We start from the raw sequence: 17,875 nt of genomic DNA on the forward strand, positions 1-17,875 counted from the left end.
CATGCCCCGCATCACCACGCCGGACGGCATTTCCCTGCACTACGAGGAAGCGGGCCAAGGCACGCCGATCCTCTTCATCCATGAATTCGGCGGCAATCACGCAAGCTGGGAGCCGCAGATGCGGTACTTCACCCGGCGGCACCGCTGCATCACCTATGCCGCGCGCGGCTATCCGCCCTCCGACGTGCCGAACGACGTGGAGCGCTATTCCCAGGCCATCGCGGTGGCCGATGCGGTGGCGGTGCTGGACGGGCTTGGCATCGCCAAGGCGCATATCGTGGGCCTCTCCATGGGTGGCTTCGCCACCGTGCATTTCGGCCTGCGCGCGCCGGAGCGTGCGCTGTCGCTCACCGTGGCCGGCGCCGGCTATGGCTGCGAGAAGGAGCATGAGGAGTATTTCCGCAACGTCTCGCTCGAAGTGGCGAAGCGCTTCGAGACGGATGGCGCGCGCGCCTTCGCGCCGACCTATGGCGCGGGCGCCAGCCGCGTTCAGTTCCAGAACAAGGACCCGCGCGGCTGGAAGGAATTCGCCGAGCGCCTTGCCACCCATTCCGATATGGGCGCGGCGCTGACCATGCGCGGCGTCCAGGCGCGCCGCCCCTCCTTCTGGGATCTTGAAGCCGAGCTGAAGGTCATGATGCTGCCGACCCTCGTCATCGTCGGCGATGAGGATGACCATTGCCTGCAGCCCGGCATCTTCCTGAAGAAGACCATTCCGGCCTGCGGCCTCTGCGTCTTCCCCAAGACCGGCCACACGCTGAACCTCGAAGAGCCGGACTGGTTCAACAGGCACCTGGCCGAGTTCATCGCGCAGGTGGAAGCCGGCCGCTGGGAGGTGCGCGACCCACGCGCCCTGCCCGGCCAGATCATGCGGACCGATTGACGCATGGACCGCCTCTGGCAACGGCTCATGCGCCTCGCCGAAATCGGCGCACGACCGGATGGCGGGGTGAACCGCCAGGCGCTGACGGCGGGCGAGATCGAGGCCTGGCGGCTCATGCTCGGCTGGGCCGCGGAAGCCGGGCTGGAGGCGGCGACGGATGATGCCGGGAATCTCTTTCTCACCCTGCCCGGCCGTGACCGCTCCCTGCCGCCGGGCGTGATCGGCAGCCACCTCGATACCCAGCCCAATGGCGGCAAGTTCGACGGTGCCTTCGGCGTGCTGGCCGCGCTGGAGGTCGCGAGCAACCTCGGTTTCACGCCGGCGCGCGACCTCAGCGTCGTCGCCTGGTGCAATGAGGAGGGCAGCCGCTTCGCCCCCGGCATGACCGGATCGGAAGTCTTTGCCGGGCTGCGCGACGTCGCGACCATCCGTGCCCTGCGCGATGCCGATGGCGCGGCGCTGGGCGATGCGCTGGATGCGCTGCACGCCGCCTTCCCCGATCTGCCCCGCCTGCCCCTCGGCCGCGATTTCGCCTTCTGCATCGAGCCGCATATCGAGCAGGCGACGCTGCTGGAGGAGGCCGGGCTGCCCATCGGCGTGGTCACCGGCATCCAGGGCAAGATCACCTGGGAGGTGGTGCTGGAGGGTGAGGAAGGCCATGCCGGCACGCGCGACATGGCGCAGCGGCGCGATGCCGTCATGGCCTTCGCGCGCATCGCGGCGCGGATGCAGCGCGAGGTGGGTGAGGCCGACCCGATCGTGAAATTCACCATCGGCATGGTGCGCGTGGAGCCCAACGCACCTTCGGTCATCGCGGGTCGCTTGGTGTTCCGCATCGACCTGCGGCACCCGGACAACGCCGCACTGCTCGCGCATGGCGCGCGGCTGGAAGCGATCGCCGTCGCCGGGGCCGCCCCTTGCGGCGTGATGATGACGCGGCTGGTCCATGCGCCCTCCAACAGCTTCGATGCGGGGCTGCGCGCGCGCATCGCCGCCGCGGCCACACGCCTCGGCCTGGGCCAGATGGAGCTGCTCTCCGCTGCCGGACATGACGCGCGCCACATGGCGCCGCGCTGCCCGACGGCGATGATCTTCATCCCCTGCCGGGGCGGCATCAGCCACTCGCCCCTGGAATGGGCCGAGCCCGCGCATGTCGCGGCCGGCGCCACCGTGCTGGCCGAGACGGTAAAGGAGCTTTGCGCATGACGGACATGGCCAGCCTGCCCGTGCAACGTCCCAAGGCGCCGGCCACGCCGGCCGCGGCGCGGGCACGCTTCTTCAATTCGGGCAATGCCTTCAACGTCAAGCTCCCGCCCGTGCCGGCGGCGGAGTTCGGCGGCATCGCGGCCGCCGCCCTGGCGCCAGGGGCGCCGACGGGGATCCACCTCTGCGATCAATCCGCCGCAATCGGATGTCCCTTCCCGGCCACCTCGCCGCTCATGCTCGCGCGCTATGCCGTCATCCGCGCAGGTGAAACACTCGCGCTCGACACCGAAGCCACCGGGCTGATCGGGCATGTGCTGCGCGGTGCGGGCCAGTGCGACGGCTTCGCCTGGGGAGCGGGCGATGTGCTGCTGCTGCCCGGCGGTGCCGTGGCACTGCATGCGCGCGAGGATGCAGTGCTCTGGCTTGTCGGAAATGATCCCCTTCTGGCCTTCGAGAACTTGCGTGCCGGCCCTGCGCGCATGGCGCCCGTGCACTTCCCCGCCGCGGAGATCGACCGGCAATTGGACCTCATCGGCGCCTGCACCAGCAATGACAACACCGCAGGCCTCGCACTGATCTTCTCATCCGATGGCCTTGAAGCCTGGCGAAATCTGACCGCCAGCATGACGCTCTCCCTCAACACCTTGCCGCCGCGCCAGAGCCAACGGGCACACCGCCACAACGCCGCCGCCATCACGCTGGTGTTGCAGGGGGAGGATTGCCATTCGCGCATTGCGGGAGAGACGCGGCCGTGGAGTTTGCACAACACCCTCGTGACCCCGCCGGGCGAGCCCCACTCGCATCATAATGGAGGCGATGTGCAGGCGCGCTTCCTGATCGTGCAGGATGGCGGGCTGCATTATCACGCGCGGACCATGGGATTCACCTTCCTCGAATGAACGGTGGCCAGCGCGCAGCCGACGACGGGCCGCCATGATCCTGCTGACAGCAGCGAAGGCCTCCTACGCCATGGCAGGCAGAGCGATGTGCCGAATGCTGGCGATTGGCGCGGCCCTCGCATGCGCGCCACGAAGCACACCGCCCCGGGCGATACGGGTGTGGGGATCATCCGCGCCCGGCGATGCTTCCCGCTTCGTCGCTGATGGGCAAGGGTTCAGCTGAGGGCGCGAGACGCCGGATTGTTGACCTGTGGCACTTCCACACGCCGCCCGGCGGAAATGGAGGGCAGCCTCGGGGGCTGGATGCGAGCGCTCAGGACGTTGGGGGTGCCTCTTCGGAGGGTGTTCGGCCATGCGAGGAGCCGGGCACCTTCAGGCCGCCAATAGGCTGCGAACGGCTGCTGCCACCGCCTCGGCCGTGATGCCGAAATGGCGCCAGAGGTCGTCCTCCGCGCCTGAGGCACCGAAGCCGTTCATCCCAATGAAGACTCCCTCAGGCCCGATCCAGCGATCCCAGCCCAGCCGGACCGCGGCCTCCACGCCGACGCGCGGCGCTCCACCCAGGATGCGCTCACGCTCGGCCCTCGGCTGCTCCTCGAACAGCGACCAGCAGGGCATCGACACCACCGCCACCTGAATGCCCTCCACGGCCAGCATCGCGCGGGCGCGCATGGCCAGCGCCACTTCCGTACCGGTCGCGAGAAGGGTGGCCGCGCGCGGTCCATCGGCCTCCGCCAGCACATAGGCGCCAGCCGCGCTGCGGTTGGGCCCCGCCTGGCGCCGGACGCTCTCCTGAGGTTGCCGCGCGAAGATCAACGCCGACGGACCGCTGCGATGCCCGATCGCGAGTTCCCAGCACTCGGCCGCCTCCACGGCATCCGCCGGTCGGAAGACATGCAGGTTCGGGATGGCGCGGAGCGCGGCGAGATACTCCACCGGCTGATGCGTCGGCCCGTTGCGCCCGATGCCGATGCTGTCATGCGTGAAGGCGTAGAGCACCGGCAGCCCCATCATCGCCGCCATGCGGAAGGCAGGGCGTTCATAATCGGAGAAGACCAGATAGGTCACGCCGCTCGGCACCACGCCGCCATGCGCGGCCATGCCGTTCATCATGCTGCCCATCGCGTGTTCGCGCACGCCGTAATGCACATAGCGGCCAGCGCGATCCTCCGACGTGAAGGCGGAGAGCTTGCGCTTGTGCTGCGTCGCGGCCTCGAGGTCCGGCGCGCCGGCCAGCATCTCGGGGATGGCGACGCTGGCGATCTCGACGATCTCACCGCAGGTCTTCCAGCCATGCTGCGTCAGCCCCTGTTCCGCCGCCTTGTGCGCATAGGCACGCAGCGCATCCTGCCAGCCCTCGGGCAGGCGGCCTTCGCGCAGGCGGTCCAGCAGGCGGCGCTGTTCGGGCGGCAGCGCGGCCACGCGGCCCTGCCAGGCCTGGTATGCGCCGGCCGAGCGGCGCCCCGCCATGCGCCAGGCCTCGGCGATATCGGGCGGCACCACGAAGGCCGGATGCGGCCAGTCGAGCGCCGCGCGCGCCGCATCGGTGATGGCGCGGGTCAGCTTGCCGGAATGCGCGGCGCGCGTGCCCTCCACGCCCGGCAGGCCGCGGCCGATGATGGTGCGGCAGGCAATGAAACTCGGCCGCGGGTCGCGCTTGGCCAAGGTGAGTGCGGCGTCCAGCGCCTCGGGATCATGCCCGTCCACCTCCAGCACCTGCCACTGCGCGGCGCGGAAGCGCGCGGGCAGGTCCTCGCTTTGCGCGATGCCGATGGGGCCATCATCGGTCATGCGGTTGTCATCCCAGAGCCAGGTGAGCTTGCCGAGGCGCAGATGCCCCGCGAGCGAGGCGACCTCATGCGCCACGCCCTCCTGCAGGCAGCCATCACCCACCAGCGCGTAGCTGCGGTGGTCCACCACGCCCGGCAATTGCGCAGCGAGGAAGGCCTCGGCCACCGCCATGCCGGCCGCGTTGGCGATGCCCTGGCCGAGCGGGCCCGTCGTCACCTCCACGCCATGCGCCGGGCAATACTCGGGATGGCCTTCGCAGGGCGAACCCAATTCGCGAAAGCTCTGCAACGCCTCGATCGGCATGCCGGCATAGCCGGTCAGGTGCAGCAGCGCGTAGAGCAGCATGCTCCCATGGCCGGCACTCAGCACGAAGCGATCACGGTCGAACCAGAGCGGGTCGGCCGGGTTGAATGTCAGATGGCGGGTGAAGAGCGCGGTGCAGATATCGGCCGCACCCAGCGGCGTGCCGGGATGCCCCTCGCCCACGCGCTCACAGGCGTCCATGGCGAGGAAGCGGACGGCATGGGCCATTCGGCGTGGGTCGATCGTGTGGCGCATGGCCGGCTTCCTCCTGGTTGCCGTGATGTCGCCCTGCGTATGGTTCACCGACAAGCGAGAATATTGCACGGGTTGCTGAATTCAGCTCATCATTCGCGATGGCCCAGCACCTCCCCCTCTCCGCGCTGCGCGTCTTCGAGGCGGCGACGCGCACCGGCTCCTTCCGCGCGGCCGCCGAAGATCTCAGCCTCACGCCCAGCGCCGTAAGCCATGCCATCCGCGGGCTGGAGCGCGACCTCGGCACCATGCTCTTCGAGCGCGAGGGCCGCTCCATCCGCCTGACGCCCGAGGGCGAGACGCTGATGCGCCATGTGGAGCGTGGCTTCGGCGAGCTGCATCTGGGCATCGGCAGCGTCGCCGCCCGCCGGCCGCATCTGCTCAAGGTGCACAGCGCGCCGAGCTTCGCCGCGCAGTGGCTGGTGCCGCGCCTCGGCCGCCTCTTCGAGGAATGCGAGGGGCTGGAGCTGCGGCTCGCCGCCGGCACCGATTACACGCGCTTCCTGGCGGACGAGTTCGACGCCGATATCGTCTACGGCGCGCCCCCGGCCGAAAATGCCGGCACGGGCCATCAGGCCGTCATCGTCCTGCCGCTGGGCACCGAAGTGGTCACCCCCCTCTGCTCGCCCGCCATGGCCGCACGCATCCACAGCGCGCAGGACCTTTTCGCATTGCCGCTGATCGAGAGCGACAACAAGCGCGTCCGCTGGCCCGCCTGGTTCGCCGCCAATGGGCTCGGCGCGCCCGCTCCGCGCGGGCCACGCTTCGACCGCAGCTTCATCTCCATCAGCGCAGCGGCGGACAGCCTCGGCGTCGCGCTGGAAAGCACCCTGCTGGCCGAGCGTGAGCTGGCAAGCGGCCGGCTTGTGCGCCCGCTGCAGGGCCTTTGTGAGGATGTGGTCTATACCGGCCACTGGCTCGTCCTGCCGCGGAGCAAGCGCTACTCGCGCTCCATGCAGCTCTTCCTGGGCTGGATGAGCCAGGAGCTGGGCCTTGCCCTGAACCTGGACGCCCTCGAAACCAGCGCCATTCGGTGAGTCCAACTCATCTTCAGGCGTGAATTTCTCGCTTGTGGATGAGCAAGGCTGCGCGTCACATCCCCGCAAGAACCAGACTTCCAGGGGAAACGCATGTTGCTTGCCAACAAGACCGCCGTGATTTCGGGCGCCGCCAGCCTGCGCGGCATCGGCCGTGCCACGGCCCAGCTCTTCGCCGCCCAAGGCGCCCGCGTCGCCATCCTCGACCTCGACGAAGCGGGTGCGAAGGCCGCCGCCGCCGAACTCGGCGCCGGGCATGTCGGCATCGGCTGCGACGTGGCCGACCCGGCGAGCTGCCGCGCCGCGGCCGATGTCGCCATCGGCGCCTTCGGGCATGTGGACATCCTGATCAACAATGCCGGCATCACCCAGCCCCTGAAGATCATGGAGATCGCGCCCGAGAACTGGGAGCGCGTGGTGGATGTGAACATGACCGGCGTGCTCTATCTGAGCCAGGCCTTCATCCCGCACATGCGCGCCCGCAAGCAGGGCAGCATCGCCTGCATGTCTTCCGTCTCGGCGCAGCGCGGCGGCGGGATCTTCGGCGGCCCGCATTATTCCGCCGCCAAGGCCGGCGTGCTGGGCCTCGCCAAGGCCATGGCGCGCGAGCTGGGGCCCGATGGCATCCGTGTGAACTGCGTCACACCCGGCCTGATCCAGACCGACATCACCGGCGGCAAGCTGACGCCCGAGATGAAGACGGAGATCCTGAAGGGCATCCCGCTCAACCGGCTCGGCGATGCCATTGATGTGGCGCGGATCTACCTGTTTCTCGCCTCGGAACTCTCCGGCTACGTCACCGGCGCGGTGATCGACGTCAATGGCGGCATGCTGATCCACTGATGCCGCGCCCCAACGCCCCCAGCCTCGCCGAGCGCGCCCGCAACATCCGCCGCCATGCGCTGCGCATGGGGGAAGTGCAGGGCCAGGGCTACATCGCCCAGGCGCTCGGCATCGCCGATGTGCTGGCCGTCGCCTGGTTCCATGCGCTGCGCCACCGGCCGGACGATCCGGATTGGGAGGGGCGGGATCGCTTCCTGCTCTCCATCGGCCACTACGCCATCGCCTTCTATGCGGGCCTCATCGAGGCCGGGGTGATCCCGGAGAGCGAGATCGAGACCTACGGCACGGATGACAGCCGCCTGCCGATGTCGGGCATGGCCGCCTATACGCCGGGCATGGAGATGAGTGGCGGTTCGCTGGGCCTCGGGCTCGGCATCGCCGTGGGGCGTTGCCTGGGGCTGAAGCGGAAGGCCAGCGACAGCATCGTGCTCAACCTCATGTCCGATGGTGAGCTGGATGAGGGCCCGACCTGGGAAGCCGCGATGTCGGCCGGGCACCACAAGCTCGACAACCTGATCTGCGTGGTGGACGTGAACCGGATGCAGGCGGATGGCGTCTCCACCGGCGTGCTGAACTTCGAACCGCTGGCCGACAAATGGACCGCCTTCGGCTGGCATGTGCAGCGGGTGGACGGCAACGACATCCCGGCCCTCGTCGCCGCCTTCGACGCGGCGCGCAACACGCCGGAGCCGAAGCCGCGCGTCATCATCTGCGACACGAAGATGGCCAAGGGCGTGCCCTTCCTGGAGACGCGGGAGAAGTCCCACTTCCTGCGCGTCGAGGCGCATGAATGGGCGTTGGCGCTGGCCGCGCTGGATGCGGGAGAGCGCGCATGAAGAATGATACGCCAGCCGCCTTGCGGCCCGCAGGGCCGAGCGCGCGAATGCGCGCCGCGGCCTATGCCGCGAAGCCAAGCCACGCGGAGGCGTGGCGCCCGGCGTCTGAGGGGCACGAAGGCCACGCCTTCGTGCGGCAAACATGAGCCGCAAGAAGCAGATCGCGGCGACCGATCCGAACCGGCCACGCCTGACCACCTCCGCCATGATCGCCTCACTGGCAGGCGAGGATCAGCGCATCAGCCCCGCGCCCTTCGGCCGCGCGCTGGTGGAGCTGGGCCGCACCCGCCCGGAGATCCTGGGCCTCACGGCGGACCTCGCGAAATACACCGACCTGCACATCTTCGCACAGGCCTATCCCGACCGCTTCTACCAGATGGGCATGGCCGAGCAGCTGCTGATGCTGGCCGCCGCCGGCCTCGCGCATGAGGGCTTCGTGCCCTTCGTCACCACCTATGCCGCCTTCGCCTCACGCCGCACCTTCGACTTCATCAGCCAAGGCATCGCCGAGGAAGGCCTGCCGGTGAAGATCTGCTGCGCGCTCCCCGGACTCACCACCGGCTACGGCCCGAGCCACCAGGCGACGGAAGATCTCGCGATCTTCCGCGGCATGCCGGACCTCGTGATCCTGGACCCCTGCGACGCGCTCGACATCGAGCAGGCGGTGCCGCAGATCGCGGCGCATCCGGGCCCCGTCTATATGCGCCTGCTGCGCGGCAACGTGCCGCTGGTGCTGGACGAGTACGACTACCGCTTCGAACTCGGCCGCGCGAAGCTGCTGCGCGACGGCGCGGATGTGCTGCTCATCTCCTCCGGCTTCATGACCATGCGCGCGCTGGAGACGGCGAAGCTGCTGGCGGGCGATCGCGTGGATGTGGCGGTGCTGCATTGCCCGACCATCAAGCCGCTCGACACCGCGACGATCCTGCAGGAGGTCCGCCGCAAGCCGCGTCTCGTCATCGTCGCCGAGAACCACAGCGTGATCGGCGGGCTGGGCGAGGCGGTGGCGACGCTGCTGCTGACCGAGGGCGCCATCCCGCCGCGCTTCCGGCAGGTGGCCCTGCCCGACGCCTTCCTCGATGCCGGCGCACTGCCCACCCTGCATGAGCGCTACGGCATCTCGGCCACCGCGATGGCGGCCCGCATCAAGGCCTGGCTCGGCTGATGCTCCCGCTGCGCGCCATCGCCATCTTCCACACGGTCGCCCGGGCCGGCAGCCTGACGCGCGCGGCGACGGAGCTGGGTGTCACGCCCTCGGCCGTCTCGCAACAGGTCTCCGCGCTGGAGGTGCAGCTCGGCACGGCGCTGCTCACGCGGCATGGGCGGCGGATCGCGCTGACCGAGGCGGGACAGCGCTACCTCGAGATGATCGCGCCGCATGTGGAGCATATCGCGGAAGCGACGCGCTATGTGCGCGGCTCGCTCTCTTCCGCCTCCCTCATCCTGCGCGCCACGCCGAGCTTTGCGACGAAATGGCTGCTGCCGCGCCTGCCCGGCTTCCTCGACGCCCATCCCGAGATCGAGCTGCGCGTGGACGCGACGAACGAGCCCACGGATTTCACGCGCGAGGGCGTGGACCTGGAGGTGCGCCATGGCGAGGGGGACTGGCCGGGACTCGTCGTGACGCCCATCGCGGAGGAACGCTTCCTGCCCGTCTGCGCGCCGCGGCTGGCCGCGGCGCGCAGCCTGACGGCCGAGGGGCTGGGCGCGCACCAGCTGATCCACTCGGTGAAGTCACAGGTGAAATGGGCCGCCTGGTTCGCCGCCGCCGGCACACCGCTGCCCGCCTCGCGCCGCGTCCTCTTCGACCGCAGTCATATGTCGGTGGATGCGGCGATCGCCGGCATGGGGGTCGCGCTGGAAAGCACGTTGATGATGGGCGATGCGCTGGAAGACGGACGGCTGGTCTGCCCCGTCGCGGCGCCGCCCGAGATCCGACGCACCACGCAATGGCTGGTCTGCCCGCCGGGCCGCCTGCGCCATCGCCGCGTGCAGTTGTTTGCCGACTGGCTGCGCGCGGAGGCGCAGGCATGGCAGGCCAATTCGTTAGAAAAACTGAAGCAAACGCCGAAAAAACTCGTTTGTCGCTAATGCAAGCCGCCACCTAGCCTCGGCACGACGAAAGACCAAGGGAGGATACAGTGAATCTTTCGACGTTGCTGGCCACGCGCGGCCGTCCGGTAAGGGTCGGTCTGATCGGCGCGGGCAAGTTCGGCTCCATGGTGCTCGCCCAGGCGCAGCGCATTCCAGGCTTCCATGTGGTGGGCGTGGCCGATCTCGATGTCAGCAAGGCGCGCGCTTCACTCGATCGCGTCGGCTGGCCGGCTGAGCGCTACGCCGCCCGCAGCCTGGAGGAGGCGCATCGCGCGGGCGGCACCTGCGTGCTGGATGATGCCGCCGCGCTGGCCGCGTTCGACGGCATCGAATGCATCATCGAGGCGACGGGCCATCCCATCGCCGGCATCCGCCACGCGCTGGCCGCCATCGAGGGTGGGAAGCACGTGATCATGGTGAATGTGGAAGCCGACGTGCTCTGCGGTCCGCTGCTGGCGGAGCGCGCGCGTGCCAAGGGCCTCGTCTACTCCATGGCCTATGGCGACCAGCCGGCCATCATCTGCGAACTGGTGGACTGGGTGCATTCCTGCGGCTTCGAGCTGGTTTCGGCCGGCAAGGGCATGAACTTCGCGCCCCACTACCGCCAATCGACGCCGGACACCGTCTGGGGCTTCTTCGGCTGGACCGAGGAGGAGGTGGCCAAGGGCGACTTCAACCCGAAGATGTACAACTCCTTCACCGATGGCACGAAAGCGGCGATCGAGATGGCGGCCGTCGCCAACGGCACGGGCCTCGACTGCCCGGACAATGGTCTCGCCTTCCCGCCCACCGGCCTGCATGACCTGGCGCAGGTCTTCAAGCCGGCCTCCGAGGGCGGGCGCCTGCCGCGCGCGGGGCTGGTGGACATCGCCGCCAGCCGCGAACCCGATGGCCGCGTGGTGCACAACCACATCCAGTACGGCGTCTTCGTCACCTTCCGCGCCAACAACGAATACACCCGCGCCTGCTTCAACCAGTACGGGCTGCTGGTGGACAAGTCCGGATGGTACGGCTCGATGTGGCGCCCCTTCCACATGATCGGGCTCGAGACCAGCGTGTCCGTCCTCTCCGCCGTGCTGCGCGGCGAACCGACCGGCACGCCGCGCGAGTTCCGCGGCGATGCGGTCTGCATCGCCAAGCGCAACCTCCAGCCGGGCGAGATGCTGGATGGCGAGGGCGGTTTCACCGTCTTCGCCGATGCGCTCCCGGCCACACGCAGCCTCGCCGCCCGCGCGCTGCCCATTGGCCTCGCGCACAACGTCAAGCTGCGCCGCCCGGTGGCGGAGGGCGCGCTGGTCTCCTTCGACGATGTGGAGATCACGCGCGACCTCGACGTGCTGGCGCTGCGGCAGGAGATGGAGCGCAATGCCGCGCCCGGCAAGGCGCGCGCCGCATGAGCGGCTTCGTCGTCTTCGCCGAATTCCAGGTGAAGCCCGGCCGGATGGCGGAGTTCCTGGCGCTTGCGCGCGAGGATGCCAGCCATTCCGTGCGGGACGAGCCAGGCTGCCGCCGCTTCGACGTGACGCAACTCGAAGGCGGCGAGGGCCGCGTCCTCTTCTACGAGATCTATGACGACCGCGCGGCCTTCGACGCGCATCTCGCCACACCCCATCTCGCGCGGTTCCGCGCGGGCTTTCCCGCATTGGCCGAGCAACTGCCCGTGCGCTTCGCGACGCTGCAACCAAGCTGACCCCTTCAAGGGGGCAAGACAGGGAGAAGACGAATGAACATCACCATCACCCGCCGCGCCGCCCTGGCCGGCACCGCCATCCTGGCGGCACCCGCCACGCTGCGTGCGCAAGGCCAGGTGCGGCTTACGCTCGCGCATGGCACTGCCGCCGCCAATCCGCGCGGCGTCACGGCCGACCGCATGGCCGCGCGCCTGCGCGAACTCTCCAACGGCCGCATCGAGATGCGCGTCGCCCATGCCGCACAGTTGGGTGACGACGTGGCGATGCTGACCGCACTGCGCACCGGCACGCTGGACATGAGCGTGAACAGCCAGGGGCCGACCTCCTCGCTCGTGCCGGAGATCGCGGCGCTCGGCCTGCCCTTCCTCTTCGCCGACGCCAATGCGGCCTATCGCGTGGTGGATGGCCCGGTGGGGCAGGAACTGGGCCAGAAGCTCGCCGGCGTCGGCCTGGTCTCACTCGGCTTCTGGGACAACGGCATTCGCCACATCACCAACCGCCGCCGCCCGATCAACCGGCCGGAGGACCTGCGCGGCCTGCGCATCCGTACGCCCGCCGACCCGGCGACGATCGATACCTTCCAGGCGCTGGGCGCCGCCACCCAGCAGATCAATTTCTCCGAACTCTATGTCGCGCTCCAGCAGGGCGTGGTGGATGGGCAGGAGAACCCGCTGGCGAACATCCACGCCTCCAAGCTGCACGAGGTGAACCGCTTCATCTCGCTCACGGCGCACAAGTGGGAATGCTCGCCCTTTCTCGCCTCGCGCATGGCCTGGGGGCGGCTGAACGAGGCGGACCGCAACCTCATCATGCAGGCAGCCCGCGAGGCGACGCTGCACAACCGCATGCTGATGCAGCAGGCCGATGTGCAGCTGCTGGCGGAGTATCGCGGCATGTCCAGCGTCGAAGTGAACCTGGCCGACCAGGCCGCCTTCCGGGCCGCGACGGCCGGCGTCCTGGACGCTTGGCAGGGCCGGCCGATCGGCGGCTTCGTGCGGCAACTGCGCGGCGCGGTGAGCTGACATGGGCGGCCTGCGCATGGCCGGGAGGGTCGAGCTGGCCGTGCGTGGGCTGTGCCAACTGGTCCTCGTGCTGACCGGCATCGGCCTGATGCTCGCCCTCGGCGCCAATGTCATCGCCCGCTACATCTTCGAGACGGGCGGCTTCGACTGGGCGCAGGAGGTGCCGGAGCGCCTCTTCCCCTGGTTCATCATGGCCGGCGTCGCACTCGCCGTGCAGACCGGCGGCCATGTGGCCGTCGAGACCGCACTCTACCTGCTGCCGCGTCGCGGTGCGCAGCTGCTCCTGCTGGCAGGCCACGCCCTCGTCATCGTGGCCTATGTGATGCTGGCGCAATCCTCGCTGGAGGTGGCGGAGATCGCCTCCATCGAGCGCTCACCCGTGCTCGGCCTCTCCGGCGCGCATGGCTATTGGGCGGTGGCGGCCGGTTGCGTGCTTTTGGTGCTGGGCACCCTGACCAACATGATCCGCGTCGCGCTGCTCGGCCCCGAGGGCCTGCCGCGCGAGGGCGGGGAGACCGCGGTGACATGAGCCTTGTCCTGATCCTTTCCTTCCTCGGGCTGATGATGGCCGCACTCCCGGTGGCGCATGCGCTGGTGATCGCCTCCGGCCTCGCGGTGATGTGGGACGGGCAGATGCCCCTGATGCTGGTGGCGCAGCAGATGTTCGCGCAGACGCAATCCTTCCCGATGCTGGCCCTGCCCTTCTTCATCCTGGCCGGCGCCCTGATGATGGATGGCCGCCTGGGGCAGGAGCTGCTGCGCTTCGCGGGCGAGGCGATGATGCCCTTCCGCGGTGGGCCGCTGCAGGCGACCGTGGTGGGCTCCGTCGTCTTCGGCGGTGTCTCGGGCTCGGCCGTGGCGAATGCCTCTGCACTCGGCTCGGTGCTGATCCCGTGGCAACGGAAGCTCGGCTATGCGCCGGGCCTCTGCGCGGCCAACAACGCGACCTCCTCGGTGATCGACATCCTGATCCCGCCCTCGATCCCGATGATCCTCTTCTCGGTCGTCTCGGGCGTCTCGGTCGGTGCCTTGTTCCTGGCGGGCGTGCTGCCGGGGCTCATGATGGCCGGCGGCTTCATGGCGGTGTGCTGGTGGAAGGGGCGCCCACCGGAGGCCGACACCAGGCTGGACGTCAAGCGGCTCTCGCGCCTGGCGCTGCTCGCCTCACCCGCGCTGCTGCTGCCCATCCTCATCCTGCTCGCGCTGCGCTTCGGCTTCGCCACGCCCACCGAGATCGCGGTCATGGCTGTGTTCTACGCCATCGCGGCCTCCGTCCTGATCTACCGGGACATGAGCTGGCGGCGGTTCCTGCGCGCCTTCGTCGATGCGGGCATCGCCACCGGCATCGTCATGCTGGTGATCATGGGCAGTGCGGCCGCCTCCTGGATCCTGACCTATGACCAGGTGCCGCAGCGCTTCGCCGAATGGATCTCGATGACGCTGCAGCACCCCATCCTGATCATCCTGGCGATGAACCTGATCATGCTGCTCATCGGCGGCCCCCTCGACCTGCCGCCGGCCATCCTGCTGCTGACGCCGGTCTTCCTGCCGCTCGCCGCGCAGATCGGCATGGATCCACTGCAGCTGGGGTTGATGATGGTGATCAACCTCGGCATCGGTCTGTACACACCGCCGGTGGGAACGACGCTCTTCATCTCCTCGACGCTGGCGCGGGCTCAGATGGGAGACACAGTCCGAGCCATGTGGCCCTTCTTCGGTGTGGCGGTCGGCGTCCTCCTGGCCATCAGCTACGTCCCGGCTTTGACGCTGCGCTTTTGAGATGGCCTCCGCGGATCGGCGGAGGCGATGGGTGACGGCGTTGATCGCGCGATCATGCGTGGCGACCACGCCCATAGGGAGAGGGTGGAGACAGCCTTCGCCAGCCGGCAACGGCTGCTCCGCTTGATGCACCCCGTCGCCGGGCGTCGTCGGCGTGATGGGCATGGCAAGGGCAACGAGCCGCAGGCGCGTGCCCAAACCCGTCGTCAGCGACCGAGGCACGCCGGATCGCGGCACCCGGAACGCCTCCGTCTCAGACCCCCGGGAGCGGCGGAACCCCGTGCAACGCCATTCGCCAACCCAGGCTCTTCCTCCCCGCAGCCGCATCCGGCGCGAGGGCAGCTTCACCGCACGCGAAGACGGTGAAGCGGCCTTTCCCCGGGAACGATGGCACCTTGGAGGCCGGGCAGCGCGCCTGCGCCGCCTGCACCCCGCCATGCCGGCCGCGACCGCTCTGACGCGCGACCGGACCGGGCATGCGCAGGCGCCAGCCTCGGATCCGCGGCTGCCTGAGGATTCAGGCGACCGTCACGCCAGGCGGCATCGTGACCGAAGATCCGACGTCCCGCGGTGTGCCGGAACCAAACGGTCATGGAGCAGCGAGGCACGCGCCTGGACACTCGTTCCCCGCGCGATGCCGCTCAATGAATCTGCGGCGTATTGACCCAGACGAGCCGCGCGGTCCCTGGCCCTGGATTGCGGTATCGCGTCGTCAGATGCGCCTTGTAGAAGAAAGAATCCCCCGGCCCGAGCAGATAGGTCGTCCCGTCGATCGTGAGTTCGAGTTGACCTTCGATGACATAGCCCAGCGCCTCGCCCTGGTGCGTGATGTCATCCACCTTCGCACCTCCCTCGGAGACCACATGGATATTGGCCTCCAACAGGTTGCCGGAGCCGAAGGGCACCAGCCGCTCGTAGCGCACGCCGGTGCCGCCGCGAATCGGGTCCGTCTCCGTGACCGGCCGCTGGCCGGCCCGCTGGACCACGCTGGAATTCTGCGGCGTCAGCCCGAAGAAGGTCGCCATATCCGTCTCCAGGCTATGGATGATCTTCTGCAGCATGGGCAGGGAGGGGACGACGCGATCATTCTCGATCTTGGAGATCATGCTCTCCGTGCAGCCCACGCGTTCGGCCAATTCGCGCGCGCGCACCCCCTTGAGCATCCGCGCATAGCGCACGCGCGCGCCGATCTGCAGCGTCTCCGCGCGCTCTTCCTGGGCTGGCGGCCCGGACGGCCGCCTTGGACTCCTGATCGCCATCGCCTCGTCCATGTGCGTCCTAGACGGGCGCTTATGCTACGCGGCCGCCACGGCGTGCAAATCGGCGGGTGGGGCCATGGGGGGCCAGGGTCGCGCCTCCCCCGCTGCCGCCTCGAAGCTGGCGGCCACCCGCAGCAGGTGCCGATCCTCCAGCCGCCGCCCGATCAGCTGGATGCCGACGGGCAGGCCATCGGCGAAGCCTGCCGGCAGTGAGATCGCGGGCTGGCCGGTGAGGTTCGAAAGCGCCGCAAAGGGCGTCCAGTCATCGGGGCCGACCGCACGGCCGGCGATATTCGCCGGGCCGAGCAGATCCGTCGCGAAGGCCGTCACCGCCACGGTGGGCGTGAGCAGCAGGTCATGCTCGCGCATGAAGCGCCACATCAGGTTGGCGACGGTCTTGCGCGCCATGACGGCGTCGGTGAAATCCTCCGCTGCCCAGGGGTGATCCAGCAGCGCCAGAAGCTGGGGCGAGATCTCGGCGCGGCGTGGCGAAGCCAGGCGCCGCAGCCCGGTCAGATCCGTCTCCAGCGCGACCAGCGCGCGGAAAAGAGGGCCGAGGTCGCCACAGCCGGGATCCGCCAGCACCACCTCGGCACCGAGGCTCGCCAGACGCTCCGCTGCCGCATCGGCAAGCCGGCGCACCCCGGGCTCGACCGCCGCGAAGCCAAGATCGGGGCTGTATGCGATGCGCAGCCCGCGCAGATCCTCCAGCGGTTCCAGCCGCCAGGGGGCGGCCTCCTCCGGCAGGGACCACCGGTCGCGGTCATCCGGGCCGGCAATGACCGAGAGCATCAGCGCCACATCCGCCACGCTGCGGCCAAGCGGGCCGATATGCTCGAGCGATTCCCAGCCCGAGGCGCCGGGCTGTGCCGCGTCCCGACAGCCGGGCCAGAGCGGGACGCGGCCCATGCTGGGCTTCAGGCCGACGATGCCGCACAACGCCGCGGGAATGCGCACCGAGCCCCCGCCATCGCTGCCCAACGCCAGCGCGGCCATGCCGGACGCCACCGCCGCCGCCGAGCCGGCACTCGACCCGCCCGAAGTACGGTCGAGCCGCCAGGGGTTCCGCGTGGTGGGAAAGAGCTGGTTGTGACCGATGCCGCCATAGCCGAATTCGGAGGTGTTGGTCTTGCCGAGCAGGATGGCGTCCGCCGCGCGCAGCCGCTCCACCACGATGTCATCCGCCTCGGGCACATGCTCGGCATAAAGGCGCGAGCCGAAGGTGGTGCGCAGGCCGCGCGTGGCGATCAGGTCCTTCACCGCGACGGGCACGCCGGCGAGCGGCCCGGCCGCCCCGCCCGCACCGATGCGGCGCTCAAGTGCGCGCGCGCTGGCCAGCGCGCCCTCCGCATCCAGCGTGCAGAAGGCGTGCAGATCGCCATCCCGCGCCGCGATCTGGTGCAGATGCGCCTCGGTCACCGCCACGGGGCTCAGGCGGCCAGCAGCGACCTCACGCGCGAGGGTGGCCGCGTCCTGGCGCCAGAGCGGGGCCGCTCCCTCCATCAGCGGCCGCCTCGCCAGCCGGTGTCTTCCAGCCCTTGCGGCACAAAATCGGGGAAGAGCCCGGCGCCGATCACCGCCGCCCCGGCGCGCGCCACCGCCAGATCCTGAGGCCCGGTGCCCGACCCCGCACCGATGCCGCCAACCAATTGCCCGTTCACCAGCAAAGGCAGCCCGCCCAGCAGGTTGGTGTAGCGCCCCTGCATCGCGAGCGTGACCTGCATCTCGACATCCGCATGCACGCCACCGGTCGGCGCCATCTGGGCCACCGCCCCCTGCGCCTTCATGGTGGAGGAGCCGACGCTGTGGAACTTCGCGCCATCCATCCGCGCGAAGGCCAGCAGATTGCCGCCTGGGTCCACCACCGCGATGCACATGGGTGCGGCGATCGCCTCGGCATGGGCGATGGCCGCGTCCAGCACGCGGCGCGCGCCGGCATAGGTGAGGCTGGCGGTGGGGATGATGTCGGGCATGGCGATC

General features: G+C 69.5%; 17 protein-coding genes. 13 read left to right on the forward strand and 4 right to left on the reverse strand.

All coding sequences use genetic code 11. The features are described 5' to 3' along the window. Window position 1 precedes the first annotated feature (1 nt). From KTR66_RS16845 to KTR66_RS16855, 3 genes are read left to right on the forward strand one after another with little or no spacing between them, the layout of a single operon-like run. Window positions 2-883: an alpha/beta fold hydrolase gene (locus tag KTR66_RS16845; protein ID WP_213614511.1), complete on the forward strand. Its 882-nt coding sequence runs from the start codon at window positions 2-4 to the stop codon at window positions 881-883. A 3-nt stretch (window positions 884-886) separates the two neighbouring features. Further along, the gene (locus KTR66_RS16850; RefSeq protein ID WP_213614513.1) at window positions 887-2,089 is read left to right on the forward strand and encodes a hydantoinase/carbamoylase family amidase; all 1,203 of its coding nucleotides are present in this window, start codon (window positions 887-889) and stop codon (window positions 2,087-2,089) included. After that, window positions 2,086-2,988 (forward strand): cupin domain-containing protein, encoded by a 903-nt coding sequence (locus tag KTR66_RS16855; RefSeq protein WP_213614515.1) that lies wholly within the window; start codon window positions 2,086-2,088, stop codon window positions 2,986-2,988. Before KTR66_RS16850 ends, KTR66_RS16855 begins: the two co-directional genes overlap by 4 nt. A gap of 372 nt (window positions 2,989-3,360) precedes the next feature. Here the strand turns inward: KTR66_RS16855 and KTR66_RS16860 are convergent, their stop codons facing one another. Beyond that, complete coding sequence (locus tag KTR66_RS16860) at window positions 3,361-5,337, reverse strand: transketolase (protein WP_249732207.1); 1,977 nt, start codon at window positions 5,335-5,337, stop codon at window positions 3,361-3,363. A gap of 98 nt (window positions 5,338-5,435) precedes the next feature. On the opposite strand from KTR66_RS16860, the gene KTR66_RS16865 reads away from it, so the two are divergent. The 10 genes from KTR66_RS16865 to KTR66_RS16910 all read left to right on the forward strand — a co-directional run bounded on the left by KTR66_RS16865 (window position 5,436) and on the right by KTR66_RS16910 (window position 14,636). After that, window positions 5,436-6,371: a LysR family transcriptional regulator gene (locus KTR66_RS16865; protein ID WP_213614517.1), complete on the forward strand. Its 936-nt coding sequence runs from the start codon at window positions 5,436-5,438 to the stop codon at window positions 6,369-6,371. A 93-nt stretch (window positions 6,372-6,464) separates the two neighbouring features. Then, window positions 6,465-7,214: an SDR family NAD(P)-dependent oxidoreductase gene (locus KTR66_RS16870; RefSeq protein WP_213614519.1), complete on the forward strand. Its 750-nt coding sequence runs from the start codon at window positions 6,465-6,467 to the stop codon at window positions 7,212-7,214. After that, window positions 7,214-8,050 carry a transketolase gene (locus KTR66_RS16875; protein WP_213614521.1) on the forward strand — a complete coding sequence of 279 codons (837 nt, stop codon included), beginning with the start codon at window positions 7,214-7,216 and terminating at the stop codon, window positions 8,048-8,050. The genes KTR66_RS16870 and KTR66_RS16875 overlap by 1 nt, the downstream gene beginning before the upstream one ends. A 142-nt stretch (window positions 8,051-8,192) precedes the next feature. Then, complete coding sequence (locus KTR66_RS16880; protein WP_213614523.1) at window positions 8,193-9,215, forward strand: transketolase family protein; 1,023 nt, start codon at window positions 8,193-8,195, stop codon at window positions 9,213-9,215. Further along, window positions 9,215-10,141 (forward strand): LysR substrate-binding domain-containing protein, encoded by a 927-nt coding sequence (locus KTR66_RS16885; protein ID WP_213614524.1) that lies wholly within the window; start codon window positions 9,215-9,217, stop codon window positions 10,139-10,141. Before KTR66_RS16880 ends, KTR66_RS16885 begins: the two co-directional genes overlap by 1 nt. Before the next feature lie 50 nt (window positions 10,142-10,191). After that, window positions 10,192-11,541 carry an SAF domain-containing protein gene (locus tag KTR66_RS16890; protein WP_213614526.1) on the forward strand — a complete coding sequence of 450 codons (1,350 nt, stop codon included), beginning with the start codon at window positions 10,192-10,194 and terminating at the stop codon, window positions 11,539-11,541. Next, on the forward strand, window positions 11,538-11,834 hold the full coding sequence (locus tag KTR66_RS16895) for a putative quinol monooxygenase (protein WP_213614528.1): 297 nt from the start codon (window positions 11,538-11,540) through the stop codon (window positions 11,832-11,834). Before KTR66_RS16890 ends, KTR66_RS16895 begins: the two co-directional genes overlap by 4 nt. A gap of 33 nt (window positions 11,835-11,867) precedes the next feature. Then, the gene (locus KTR66_RS16900) at window positions 11,868-12,857 is read left to right on the forward strand and encodes a TRAP transporter substrate-binding protein (protein ID WP_213614530.1); all 990 of its coding nucleotides are present in this window, start codon (window positions 11,868-11,870) and stop codon (window positions 12,855-12,857) included. Window position 12,858: 1 nt separating this feature from the next. Further along, entirely contained in the window at window positions 12,859-13,386 is a 528-nt protein-coding gene (locus KTR66_RS16905; RefSeq protein WP_213614532.1) for a TRAP transporter small permease, read from the forward strand. Next, window positions 13,383-14,636 carry a TRAP transporter large permease gene (locus KTR66_RS16910; RefSeq protein ID WP_213614534.1) on the forward strand — a complete coding sequence of 418 codons (1,254 nt, stop codon included), beginning with the start codon at window positions 13,383-13,385 and terminating at the stop codon, window positions 14,634-14,636. Before KTR66_RS16905 ends, KTR66_RS16910 begins: the two co-directional genes overlap by 4 nt. 641 nt (window positions 14,637-15,277) lie before the next feature. On the opposite strand, the gene KTR66_RS16915 is transcribed toward KTR66_RS16910, so the two are convergent. The 3 genes from KTR66_RS16915 to KTR66_RS16925 are packed head-to-tail and all read right to left on the reverse strand — an operon-like array spanning window position 15,278 to window position 17,868. Beyond that, window positions 15,278-15,907 carry a cupin domain-containing protein gene (locus tag KTR66_RS16915; protein WP_213614536.1) on the reverse strand — a complete coding sequence of 210 codons (630 nt, stop codon included), beginning with the start codon at window positions 15,905-15,907 and terminating at the stop codon, window positions 15,278-15,280. 24 nt (window positions 15,908-15,931) lie between these two features. Further along, on the reverse strand, window positions 15,932-17,398 hold the full coding sequence (locus KTR66_RS16920) for an amidase (RefSeq protein WP_213614538.1): 1,467 nt from the start codon (window positions 17,396-17,398) through the stop codon (window positions 15,932-15,934). Further along, complete coding sequence (locus KTR66_RS16925; protein WP_213614540.1) at window positions 17,398-17,868, reverse strand: heme-binding protein; 471 nt, start codon at window positions 17,866-17,868, stop codon at window positions 17,398-17,400. The genes KTR66_RS16920 and KTR66_RS16925 overlap by 1 nt, the downstream gene beginning before the upstream one ends. Window positions 17,869-17,875 lie beyond the last annotated feature (7 nt).

Source organism: Roseococcus sp. SDR, from assembly GCF_019083995.1.
In the GTDB taxonomy this organism is placed as follows: Bacteria; Pseudomonadota; Alphaproteobacteria; order Acetobacterales; family Acetobacteraceae; genus Roseococcus.